This is a genomic window from Nostoc sp. C117 (assembly GCF_043099735.1).
In the GTDB taxonomy this organism is placed as follows: domain Bacteria; phylum Cyanobacteriota; class Cyanobacteriia; order Cyanobacteriales; family Nostocaceae; genus Nostoc.
On the sequence record NZ_CP170991.1, the window covers coordinates 3,538,013 to 3,549,940 of the forward strand.

At 41.8% G+C, this 11,928-nt stretch carries 12 protein-coding genes; 9 read left to right on the forward strand and 3 right to left on the reverse strand.

All coding sequences use genetic code 11. The features are described 5' to 3' along the window. Nucleotides 1-47 precede the first annotated feature (47 nt). The gene (gene patD / locus ACFG4S_RS15365) at nt 48-401 is read left to right on the forward strand and encodes a heterocyst frequency control protein PatD (RefSeq protein ID WP_392535607.1); all 354 of its coding nucleotides are present in this window, start codon (nt 48-50) and stop codon (nt 399-401) included. A gap of 334 nt (nt 402-735) precedes the next feature. Here the strand turns inward: patD and ACFG4S_RS15370 are convergent, their stop codons facing one another. Further along, nucleotides 736-1,329, reverse strand: coding sequence for a TetR/AcrR family transcriptional regulator (locus ACFG4S_RS15370; protein WP_392535608.1), 594 nt, complete (start codon nt 1,327-1,329; stop codon nt 736-738). Nucleotides 1,330-1,621: 292 nt separating this feature from the next. Here ACFG4S_RS15370 and ACFG4S_RS15375 point away from each other — a divergent pair, with 292 nt between their 5' ends. The 5 genes from ACFG4S_RS15375 to ACFG4S_RS15395 all read left to right on the forward strand — a co-directional run bounded on the left by ACFG4S_RS15375 (nt 1,622) and on the right by ACFG4S_RS15395 (nt 6,614). After that, nucleotides 1,622-3,211: a DHA2 family efflux MFS transporter permease subunit gene (locus ACFG4S_RS15375; RefSeq protein ID WP_392535609.1), complete on the forward strand. Its 1,590-nt coding sequence runs from the start codon at nt 1,622-1,624 to the stop codon at nt 3,209-3,211. Nucleotides 3,212-3,877: 666 nt separating this feature from the next. Beyond that, nucleotides 3,878-4,603, forward strand: coding sequence for a phosphoadenosine phosphosulfate reductase (gene cysH / locus ACFG4S_RS15380; RefSeq protein WP_392535610.1), 726 nt, complete (start codon nt 3,878-3,880; stop codon nt 4,601-4,603). A gap of 96 nt (nt 4,604-4,699) precedes the next feature. Beyond that, a complete protein-coding gene (sbcD, locus tag ACFG4S_RS15385) occupies nt 4,700-5,953 on the forward strand; it encodes an exonuclease subunit SbcD (RefSeq protein ID WP_392535611.1) in 1,254 nt (417 codons plus the stop codon). A gap of 80 nt (nt 5,954-6,033) precedes the next feature. After that, entirely contained in the window at nt 6,034-6,300 is a 267-nt protein-coding gene (locus tag ACFG4S_RS15390; RefSeq protein WP_392535612.1) for a prevent-host-death family protein, read from the forward strand. After that, nucleotides 6,297-6,614: a type II toxin-antitoxin system RelE/ParE family toxin gene (locus ACFG4S_RS15395; protein WP_392535613.1), complete on the forward strand. Its 318-nt coding sequence runs from the start codon at nt 6,297-6,299 to the stop codon at nt 6,612-6,614. The genes ACFG4S_RS15390 and ACFG4S_RS15395 overlap by 4 nt, the downstream gene beginning before the upstream one ends. A 6-nt stretch (nt 6,615-6,620) precedes the next feature. Here ACFG4S_RS15395 and ACFG4S_RS15400 read toward each other — a convergent pair whose 3' ends face one another. Both ACFG4S_RS15400 and ACFG4S_RS15405 read right to left on the reverse strand, forming a co-directional pair. Further along, the gene (locus ACFG4S_RS15400; protein WP_392535614.1) at nt 6,621-7,463 is read right to left on the reverse strand and encodes a hypothetical protein; all 843 of its coding nucleotides are present in this window, start codon (nt 7,461-7,463) and stop codon (nt 6,621-6,623) included. Between the two features lie 141 nt (nt 7,464-7,604). Next, on the reverse strand, nt 7,605-8,126 hold the full coding sequence (locus ACFG4S_RS15405; RefSeq protein ID WP_392535615.1) for a hypothetical protein: 522 nt from the start codon (nt 8,124-8,126) through the stop codon (nt 7,605-7,607). A gap of 206 nt (nt 8,127-8,332) precedes the next feature. On the opposite strand from ACFG4S_RS15405, the gene nfi reads away from it, so the two are divergent. The 3 genes from nfi (at nt 8,333) to ACFG4S_RS15420 (ending at nt 11,817) form a co-directional block, all read left to right on the forward strand. Beyond that, entirely contained in the window at nt 8,333-8,998 is a 666-nt protein-coding gene (gene nfi / locus ACFG4S_RS15410; RefSeq protein ID WP_392535616.1) for a deoxyribonuclease V, read from the forward strand. 207 nt (nt 8,999-9,205) lie between these two features. After that, nucleotides 9,206-9,766: an FHA domain-containing protein gene (locus ACFG4S_RS15415; protein ID WP_392535617.1), complete on the forward strand. Its 561-nt coding sequence runs from the start codon at nt 9,206-9,208 to the stop codon at nt 9,764-9,766. An 89-nt stretch (nt 9,767-9,855) separates the two neighbouring features. Beyond that, nucleotides 9,856-11,817 (forward strand): FHA domain-containing protein, encoded by a 1,962-nt coding sequence (locus tag ACFG4S_RS15420; protein ID WP_392535618.1) that lies wholly within the window; start codon nt 9,856-9,858, stop codon nt 11,815-11,817. The last annotated feature ends 111 nt before the right edge of the window (nt 11,818-11,928 follow it).

Here is an 11,928-nt window from a genome sequence, read left to right on the forward strand (position 1 = left end):
GTAGAAGAAAAATTACTTGACATTAATACTATCTTAACTAGCACCGGATGTCTTTAAACTGTGAGAAATATTTGGCACTCGTAACCTTGCTTGAGCAATTACGCTCCGATGCCACAACTACCGAAATCGCTGCACCCGAACTGCGACAAAGTGTAGCCTCGTTGCAGCAATTTTTCGGAGAGCAGATTGTGCCTTTGGCTGATGAAAACTGGCAAGTGCAGTCTTATCAAACGGAGATGAGTAAGCAACTGCGCTTGTTGGAAATAGATGTAATGTTTTTCCAAGGAGCGCGGCAAGCATCGACTGCACAAACGAGACTTCAAACGATTAGCGATCGCTTGACAACTCTTATCAAATATTGCGATGCCATTCTGCAACCAGAAGCGGAGGGAGAAAAATAACAATTGTTCACCTTTTTCTCTAATTTCTCTATCATCTCATTTCTGACCTATGATGGAAAGTTATTTTGGCAACAAGTTGGAAATGAGGACTGGGGATTGGGGAATGGGGAATGGGGAATGGGGAGTGAGAACTTATAAGAAAATTCTTCCCTCATTCCATACTCCCCACTCCTCACATCTTGCACCAATAAAAATTGATGAATTTTCAATACTCAGTATTAAATCAAAACCCTTGATGTAGGGATAAAAGTTTATAAAAGCAAGGTAGCTTTATTGACTATATTTTTATGTTCCCTGGGTTTGTACGTAGAGGGGCAAGATATGAGACTCCCTTTTAACCAGCACTAATACCTTTGAGGAGAAGATTCATTGTACGACGCATGTATGCTTCTACTGGCTCAGTTGTGGGTTTGAAGATGAGTGCATAATATAATGACCCGCTCACAAGGTCGATAATTAAGTCTACGTCTGCATTGTTGTGGATTTCGCCTCTAGACTTGGCGCGCTCAAGTACTTGAGCAAAGGCTTCACGTCGCAGTTTTGTATATTTTGTCCAGTAAACTTCGGCAAACTGAGGATTGCTAGATGCTGTACTAATTATCAGCGCAAGTGTCTGACGACCAAGGGAACTATCTATTTTTTTGGCTGCGTTCTTGATGAGGATATCCATATCTCCCCAAAAGCTGCCAGTATCGGGGATCGCTACATCATCTCTCAGACTTTCTATAGCGTCCGCAACTAATTCCTCTTTGGAAGTATAACGCCGATAGATGGTGGTTTTACCAACTCCAGCACGAGAAGCGATCGCTTCTATACTCATACTTTCATATCCTACCTCTGCAAGCAAATCCAAAGTCGCTTGGAGAATAGCTTGGTCAGCGTGGATGCTGCGTGGGCGTCCAGAAGGGCTGTTGATTTGGTTACTCATAAAAATATCGTCCCCAAGCAATATCTTCTTGGTAATTTGCTTCTAACTTTGGGCATAGAACATAGCCGATAAGAACAAATAAGCTCTATAACCCAATTCTTATGCACGAAAACAGCAGGAGTGACCATCCATCTTTAGCATAAGTATTTTTGCTGCTTTTCATTGAAGTCTCCCTTGACCGTTTTAATATGATACGCTACCGTAGCGTATACATACAAAACTTAATTTTAGCTTTAACGTCCCCCAATCCAGGCATAGCTTTGACATCTCGCAAATATTATTTGTGCTAACAATGGCTACCAATATTAAACGTTCGACTTTTGATGAATTTGGTTATGTGCAGGGGCCTTTGAAGTGGGCGATCGCTTTTACCGCTTCTCTTGGCGCAATTTTAGAAGTAATTGATACTAGTATTGTTAACGTTGCCCTAACTGACATCCAAGCCAGTCTGGGTGCAACTGTGACTGAAGTAGGCTGGGTGGTAACTGGATATGCGATCGCCAATGTTGTTTTAATTCCCTTATCTGCATGGCTGGGAGATTACTTTGGGCGCAAAACCTACTTCATTTTCTCGTTGGTTGGCTTTACGATTGCCTCGGTTTTATGCGGATTGGCATTGAATTTACCGATGCTAGTTATTTCTCGAATCCTTCAAGGTTTATGTGGTGGCGGATTACTGGCTAAAGCACAAGCGATTTTGTTCGAGACTTTTCCACCAGCTGAACAAGGTTTGGCGCAAGCAGTTTTTGGGGTAGGTGTCATTGCTGGACCAGCCATCGGACCAACTTTAGGCGGATTCTTGGTGGATGGTTTGGGCTGGCGGTGGATTTTCTTTGTTAATATTCCCTTCGGGATCGTTGCAGTGGCGATGTCAGTGATGTTTTTGCCCAAAAATAAAGATAAAAGCAAGACACAAAGTCAAGCCGTCGATTGGTTTGGGATTGGATTTTTGGTGATTGCTATTGGTTGTATGCAAACTTTATTAGAGGAAGGAGAGACAGACGACTGGTTTTCCTCTAGTTTTATTACTACGTTAGCGATCGCTAGTTTTATCGGCTTGGGCTTGTTTATTTGGCGAGAACTAAAAACAGATCACCCGGCTGTGGATTTAAGAGTTTTGCGCCACCGTTCTTTAGCTGCGGGAAGCGTTCTTTCAGCAGTGGTGGGTATGGGGCTTTATGGCACACTCTTTGCTGTACCGATATTTGCTCAGAGTGTGCTGCACTTTACGGCAACGCAGACAGGACTGTTGTTAGCGCCTGGTGCTTTAGCGTCGGCGATCGTTATGGTTTTATTAGGCAAACTGTCCAGTAAAATTGATGCCCGATTTTTAATTACAATGGGCGCTGTGGGATCGTCTGGAGTCATGTTTCAACTAGCAGCAATTACCCCACAAACTGGTATAGATGATTTATTTTGGCCATTGGTATGGCGTGGGGGTTTTACTGTGTTGATGTTTCTCCCTTTGAGTTTGGCAGTTTTAGGCCCCTTACCCAAACAAGATATTTCTGCTGCTTCTGGTTTCTACAACCTCACCCGACAACTGGGTGGTAGTATTGGCATTGCTCTACTCACCACTCTGCTTGACCGCCGAGAAGCTTTTCATCGAGCCATCCTGTTAGCAAAACTTAGTCCTTATGACTCAGAAACTAGTCAACGCCTCGATGCGCTCAACGGCGCACTCCAAGGTCAAGGTATAGATGCGACAACAGCTCAACAACAAGCACTAGCTTTATTAAGTCAAACAGTAGATACTCAAGCTGCTGTTTTGTCTTACGCAGATTGCTTTCGAGTGGTAGGGGTAGGGTTCCTTTGCTCCTTACCTCTGTTGCTATTTCTGGGTAAAGGCGGTGCAGGAGCGAAAGCACCAGTGGCTCACTAGGTAGGTAGTACAGTTTTAACCAGTGCGAATAGGCAAGTTTATCTGTAAAAATGTAAAAACCCTACTCAGTTTTGAGCAGGGTTTTGTAAAGTTTTATTACTAAAATTAGAATTTTTATCTTAGAAAGCGTTCATGATTGTGATGATGCTAACACTGGTCAAGGCAATCAAAGCGCCCATAACTATAGATTCACTTAATGGATTACGTAATTTTGAATTCTTCATTTAAGTAAAATCCTTTTTATTAATTGTTTCTTAACCATATCAACATCAGTATAAATATCCATAAAAGCGCTGTAAAACTTAAAAAAGCTTAAAATTTCTTAGTAAAAACTTCAGCATTTTCTTGTGTAATGGTTTTTACTGGGCATTCGCAACAGGCAAAAGGGCGCAGAGCAAAAATAAAGACTTAAGCTGTTACGCATTTAATTTGTACATTTACCTAATGGTTGTTGACTGAAAACCCGTCAACAGTGAATAGTCAACGACTATCAAGAGTGTTTATATACTTTAAGACGCGCATCAGCTTACTAAAACTTCTCTACCCATTCCCCACAATGTAGTAATTTTCGAACCAAATAATTACCTTATCTCCTAGCGGAATATGCGCCTTTATGGAGTAAAATAAATCTTAATCAAGGTAAAAATATTTGAACAGAAAATTATCATGACAGTTTCCACGGCATCTAAAAACCAAGCGATCGCTTTTGACCTAGAAAAATTAAATCAGGAATTTGAAGCTGCTACTCCGAAAGAAATCTTGGCGTGGTCTATAGAGAACATCCCAACTGGACTGGTGCAAACCAGCGCCTTTAATGTGGATGACATGATAATTACCCATATTCTGTACAGTGAACTGAAGCATCCGGTTCCTGTAATATTTCTCGATACCCTGCACCATTTCCCCCAAAGTTTAGAACTAGTAGCTAGAGCCAACGATATATACAATCTGGATCTGAAAACTTACAAAACTCCAGATTTAGACACCCGCGAAGCCTTTGAAGCCAAGTACGGCGACAAACTTTGGGACAAAGATATTGCCAAATTCCACCACATTACAAAAATTGAACCACTGCTACGAGGTCTAGACGAACTCAACAGTGTCGCTTGGATTACCGGACGCCGCCGTGACCAAGCAGTAACCCGTGCGAATATGCCTATATTTGAATTCGACGGTAAGGGTCGGCTGAAAGTAAACCCCATCGCTACCTGGACACGTCAAGATAGCTGGGTTTACGTCGCCGAACATGGAGTCATCTATAATCCTCTACATGACCAAGGCTATCCCAGCATCGGCGACCAGCCAATCACTACCAAAGTAGGCGAAGGTGAAGACGAACGCGCTGGACGTTGGCGGGGAAGTGATAAAACAGAATGTGGAATTCATATTTAGTCGTTAGTCATTGGTCATTAGTTATTGGTCATTAGCTATTCACAAACAGCAAATGACAAAGGACAATTGACAAATGACCAAGGACAAAGGAAAAATATGATTAAAATCCTCCACCTTTCTGATATCCACATGGGAAGCGGCTTTTCCCACGGACGAATTAATCCGGCGACTGGATTAAATACACGATTGGAGGATTTTGTCAATACCTTATCTTTATGTATTGACCGAGCGATCGCCGATGCCGTAGATATGGTGATATTTGGTGGCGATGCTTTCCCGGATGCGACACCACCACCCTATGTACAACAAGCTTTTGCTAGCCAGTTTCGCCGTCTGGTGGATGCCGATATTCCAACAGTGCTGTTGGTGGGGAATCACGACCAACATTCCCAAGGATTAGGAGGCGCGAGTTTATGTATTTACCGCACCTTGGGAGTGCATGGTTTTGTTGTAGGTGATACCGTGACTACTCACTGTATCGAAACGCGCAATGGCAAGGTGCAAGTAATTACTCTCCCTTGGCTGACCCGTTCTACCCTGATGACTCGCCAAGAGACTGAGGGTTTATCTTTGGCAGAAGTCAATCAACTATTGACAGAACGTCTGCGAGTTGTTCTGGAAGGGGAAGTTCGTCGTCTTGACCCCGATGTGCCAACTGTGCTTTTGGCTCACTTGATGGCTGATAATGCTACCTTAGGTGCAGAACGCTTTTTAGCAGTTGGTAAAGGCTTTACTCTACCGCTATCTTTGCTGACGCGACCTTGTTTTGATTACGTAGCGTTAGGACACGTGCATCGTCATCAAAATTTGAATAAATCCAACAACCCGCCGGTGATTTATCCAGGAAGTATTGAACGGGTAGATTTTAGCGAAGAGAAAGAAGACAAAGGCTATGTAATGATCGAACTGGAGCGGGGTAACGCACAATGGGAATTTTGTGAGTTAACAGTCCGGACTTTTTGCACCATTGAGGTGGATGTCTCCAAAGCAGACGATCCCCAAGCGGTGTTAATGAAAGCGATCGCCAAATATGATATTGAAGATGCTGTAGTGCGGCTAATTTACAAACTCCGCTCGGAACAGATGGATTTAATTGACAGTTCCTCTCTACATACTGCTTTAAGTTCAGCTCACACCTATACCATTCAAGCAGAATTAATCAGTCAATTAGCTCGCCCCCGGATTCCCGAATTAACTGCAAGTAGTAGCATCGATCCAATGGAAGCCTTAAAAACCTACTTGAACAATCGTGAAGACCTCAAAGATATCGCCGCATCAATGCTAGAAGCCGCACAAAAACTATTAGCAGATGATGTGGAAATCTGGTTAGAAGCAGCAATTAGTGAGTAGAGCGATGGCATTTGTATTTCTAGTTTAGCTTTCAGGGGCGATCGCTATACTAGAAACATAAATCTCATCTATTAACTGTAATGACGATCAAAGAATTGCTATTACAAGAAATTGACAACACTCCAAACGAACTGCTAGAGGAACTACTTGGGTTTTTGAAATCACTCAAAACATCCCCAAAACAGCACCAAGCCACATACAGAGAACTCTTAGAACGCATTGATTACTTAGAAACAATAGTAGGTATTCGTAAAGGACTAGATGAGTTTGACCAGGGTGAAGGAATTCCTGCACAGGAAGCCTTAGCAACCCTAGAATATAAACTTGGCATTCCGCCTCGCCCATGAGTTACCAGGTTCTCATTCAACCTACTGCTTTTCAAGAAATCGAAACATCTTATCGTTGGATGTGCGACAATCTGAGTGCTGAAGTAGCCAACAACTGGTATTACGAACTTCAAGATGCTATCCATTCGCTTCAAAAATTTCCTAATCGTTGTAGCATAGCACCAGAAACACCAGTGATTGGTCGTGAAATTCGGCAACTATGGGTTGGAAAACGAAGAAAATATCGAGTTTTGTTTCTCGTTGAAGAAGATATTGTAGCAATTCTTCATGTTCGCCACAGTCACCAATCTTATCTAGGTGAAGAATCTGAGTAATTTTTGTCAGTGACCTCTATACTCTAACAACATTTTTTCAGCGTAGTTGAGATTTTTTTGATACTCTATAATTTTTTGCTGGGCGATTGCATAATTTGGGCTAGAAGAAGGCACACTTTTCATAAGTGCGATCGCTGGCGAAAAGATAGTTAGGATTAATATAAAAGATAATCCCATTACGACTGTGCCATAGAAACCTGCCCATAAGCTACTTAAACTAGGTATCCATTTAGATAATTTATTATATGATTTAGGCTTTTGCCAAATAAACCAAAAAATATGGTAAACAAAAGCTAAAAAAATTGTTGGTATTAACAATCCAAATAAAACAGAAAATATTAATAGTATGGTACTCTTGCTCCAAACTGATATAAACATTGCCACAAATCCAAAGACTATTAAACGTGTTCCAGGAAATGCTATGGGAACTAGAATAATCGCCCTGAACCAAGAACTAGGATAAGGAAACCAAATAGGCCAGATTTGACAGAGGGCTTCGTATTTTCCCTTTAGTTTTTCTAAAAAACTAGAATGTTTTTTAGTTTCGTCATTCTCAGGAGTCAAATTTAAATAATCTATCCAAGCTACTGAAGTTTGTCCTGCTTTTTTTCCATAGATTTTTACAGACTTAATACGCGTGGCTTGCAACTTTATTATTAGTTTATGAATAAAAGTGACTGATAATTCTTGCTCCGGTACTTGAAAAGATTCCAGCATTATTTGTAAACAACCATCTTGCAAGCTTACTTTTGCAGTAATTCCTTTGGGTTGCAAAAGATAATTGATTACTGATGCGATCGCCTGTGTATCTCCCTGCTTAGCAAGTTCTAAAAGATTAGGCTGTGTCATAACCAAGAAAGGCGAATAAATAATAAAACATCGTCTATCTTAGGATTCCCCATTTACAGGCAAAAATAATACAACATATTCATTCATAAATTTTCTAATTATTTTATTATGTTTATTGTGATTAATTTTTTGCGTCTTGAACTAACGTTCCTTTGTAATTACAGAATTACCATTAGTAATACTTACTTTTTGAATAAAAATATCATTACAAGAGGATAAAATATCAGTGCTAATTTGATTAGCAATAAATTCAAAATCTTGGTTTGTTAATCCCTGTGCAGTATCGCCACTAAAGTTAATAGAAATAGTTAGAATCTGAGGATTATTGACAAATTGCTCATCATCCTCTAGTTCTTGGTCAGCTTCCGCTAAACCTAAATCAAATTCTTGACTCCAAGCGGGAAACTCTTTACTTATTTGCTGTCCGTAAACCTTCACCCTGGCAATAGATGCAGCCCCTAAGTTAGTTAATCCTCTACGGACAAATACAACCAAGATTTGCTGATTTGGTACTTGGACAGATTCTAGCATTACCTCTAAGCAAGTATCTTGGAAGGCAACTTTTGCAGTGATTCCTTTGGGTTGTAGATGGCGATTCATCAGAGATGCGATCGCCTGTACATCTCCCTGTTTTGCAAGTTGCAGAATATTTGGCTGTGTCATAACCAGTAAAAGAAAAAATCTGAAAGAATAAACTTATATTCTCAGGATTCCCTTTTGACAGACTTAAGTAACATTATGATGTTAGTATTGACGATCCAAAGCTTTAATATTTGAAGAATTCAGGAGTCAAAATTCAGAACTCAGAATAGCTAAAGAGTCATGAGAATATTTGGATTAATTAATCAATTTTAATTCCAATTTTAAATATGAAGATTTATCAATATCATACTTGGCCTTCGACAGTGGAAGAAGCCATAGTTATCCAAGAGCAGATGCGAAATCAAGTAATTACCTCAGATCAACTGCCAGAACCTATTGAGTACGTTGCTGGTGTGGATATGGGTTTTGAAGCCGATGGAACCATTAGCCGTGCAGCTGTGGCAGTACTGAGTTTTCCTGATTTGCAGGTAATTGAAACGAGGCTAGCACACCGTCCTACCATCTTTCCTTATATTCCTGGTTTCCTTTCATTTCGGGAAATTCCAGCTGTCCTTGATGCCTTGGAGAAAATTAAAACAACACCAGATATTATTTTGTGTGATGGTCAGGGAATTGCCCATCCGCGCAGATTCGGTATAGCTTGCCATTTGGGGTTACTTGTGGATATACCGACAATTGGTGTAGCTAAGTCATTGTTCATCGGTAAGCACGAGGAATTACCAGAAACCAGAGGTAACTGGCGATCGCTCATAGATAAAGGTGAAATAATTGGAGCAGTTTTGCGATCGCGTACAGGAGTAAAACCCCTATATGTCTCCAGCGGTCATCGAATCAGCCTACCTACAGCAATTGATTACGTATTACGCTGCACACCGAAATATCGGTTGCCAGAAACTACACGTATTGCTGATAAATTAGCCTCAGCCAGATGAAGAAAAGGACAAGCAGACAAGGAGACAAGGAGAGGAATTCAGATGGAAATTGGGACTTCTAGACAATTACACCAAAGTCGGCTTGTTCTCTTGAAAAAAAAAGTTATTGAAGTTTTTGCTAAATACTTGCTTGCACCTGCTGAATCATGTTAGGAATCGCACAGAAGAAAGTTGAAGTAGCTAAATACCAGTTAGGAAGTTAGAACAATGAACGCACTAACTTTACAGTGGCATGATGCAGGTCAAGATAAAACTCAGAACATTTACGAACAACAGCCAAGTAAAAATCCTGGCAGTGTCCGCATCGGTCGCGATCCACTCCGGTGCGACATTGTTTTGAGTAATCCTACTGTATCTGGTCTGCACATCGAAATATTTTTTCATCCCCAGCAACAGCGCTTTTATCTTAGGAACTTGCGATCGCAAAATCCCCCCCTTGTCGATGGACGGCAACTAGTTCAAGGAGAAATGCCTTTAACTGAAGGGATTAGTATCTCTTTGGGACAAGTACAACTCAAAGTTACTGTTATTTCTTCAGGTAGCATTCCCGCAACAATTTTGATGCCACCGCAGCCACCAATAGGAAATCCTCATTTACCAGTGAATATCGGACATAACCACCATCCAGCACCACCACCAGGAATTTATGGCTTAGAATGTCCCAAATGTCATAAAGTTTCCCCACCAGAAAATCTCCAAATCGGCTGTCACTGGTGTGGAACGTCTTTAGCTGCCGCAGTGAGTGTGTTAGTTGCACCTGGGAGTTAGGGAGTGGGGAGTGCTGAGTGCTGAGTGGGGAGTTAGGAGTTATTATTCTTCCTTTGTCCCAATAACAAATGACAAATGACAAATGACCAATGACAAATGACCTACAAATCCAATTAAGTTGGGAAGATCCTGCAACGGGAGAACGGCGAGAACCGATGTTGAGTATACCGATCGCCTTCGGTCGCGAATTCGGCCGATTACCTGCTGAACTTCGAGGACAGCGGGTTTCGAGGATGCTGCTTAATAGTAATGAAGTTTCTCGCTACCATGCCGTAATTGACTGGGAACAAAATCATCTGGTGGTGATTGACCAAGGCAGTGTTAATGGTGTCTATGTCAACGGTAAACAGCAAACGCGCAGTGTTTTGGTTAATGGCGATACCTTGCAAATTGGTCCCTATGTAATCACACTGATGTTTGCGGCTGCTAGCGTCTCTCAACCAGATACCAGCCCGCCTTCAACGATTCGGTTCAATCCGAATACCAATATCCCAGACCCATCGTTGCCTTTAGTCCAGCCGGCGATCGCTGTTGGAAGTAATTTTCCGCCACCAGCATTTCAGGCACAAAAAGTTTCCGTTCAAGCACTTCATGCCACTGGGTTGTCAGTGGATGAATTTGATTATCTGGCGATCGGGGCAGGAATCGGTAGCTTTGTTTGGGTTGATTTGCTACGAATTAGTGGTGTGCGTCCTGAAAAGATTGCTGCTGTGGGATTGGAAGGTGAACCCTATGCGCGTTACAAGCGCCTATGTATGAATTCGCAAATTCCTTTACATGAAAGACTGCGGTCTAATTCTGATTCTTGCCCTGATAATATTTGGGGTTGGCCTAGTTATGCCTTGCGCGAAGCTTGGAGTGACTTCGCCAAGGGACAAATGAAGTCAGCATTTAAATATTTGTGGCAGGTGTTTGCTGAACCAACATTTGCGGAAACTTATACACCCCGTTCTGGTAACGTCTTTAATTCCATAGACCGGGAAGCCAAGCGCATTGGCTGGAACCAAATTTATCGCTATGGGCGAGTTCGGGCAATTCGCAAAACCGATGATGGCAGATATTGCGTAGCCTATTCTCGCGCCCCAGGAAATTATGCTTTTTTAGTTACTCGTTATTTACATTTAGCTACTGGATATCCCGCAATTCAGTTTCTTCCAGATTTGCAAGCTTATAGAGAAAAATATCAAGACTTTAAATCTGTTGTGAATGCTTATGAAGCACACGATCATGTATATCAGCAACTAGAACAACAGGGTGGTACAGTATTGATTCGAGGACGAGGAATTGTTGCTTCGCGGGTTGTGCAGCGGATTTTTGAAGCCAGAAAGCGAAATCGGAATATCGCAGTTTTGCATTTAATGCGATCGCCAAAACCCCAAGGCAATAAATTTCAACATGCCCAACGCCTAGTCAAAAATCATTACGAATTTCAACCCTTCAACTGGCCTAAAGCTTGTTGGGGCGGCGAACTCCGGGCAATGTTAGAAAAAGCCAGCCCCGATGAACGCAAACGTTTACTAACAGATTGGGGCGGTACTACCACAGCTGACCGTCAGGATTGGCAGCAGATTACTGCCCAAGGAATCAGCGAAGGCTGGTATCAAATTACCTTCGGTGAAGTACAGAATGTAGAACGAGATGCCCAAAACCGGACTATTACCCATATCCGAGAACATAGCTTTGGCGAAATGAAGTTGATAGCTGACTTTATTGTTGATGCTACTGGACTGGATGCTAAAGTAAATGCTAATCCCCTACTAGAAGATTTTGTCAAACACTACAACTTACCACTGAATCACCTGGGGCGATTAACTGTAGCAAACAATTTTGAATTGATAGAGATGCGTAGCGATCGAGGACAGATGTATGCAGCAGGGGCGATTACCCTTGGTGGTCCTTATGCCGCAGTTGATAGTTTTTTGGGCTTGCAATACGCCGCATTAGTCGCTGTTGATGGACTCGCCGCCGCCCGTGCGCCTGGAGTTCAAAGGTTGAATGTTCTAAATTCCTTTGGGCAGTGGTTGAAGTGGGCGTTAAATCAGTCGCCTTAGTACAGCTTTGCCTAGAATCATAGTTTTTTTAAACGTAAGAGTATACACCAAGTCTGTTGACTTGCACCTTTGTTGCATCGCCCTGCAAAAATTAACTTACTCTACGTTACT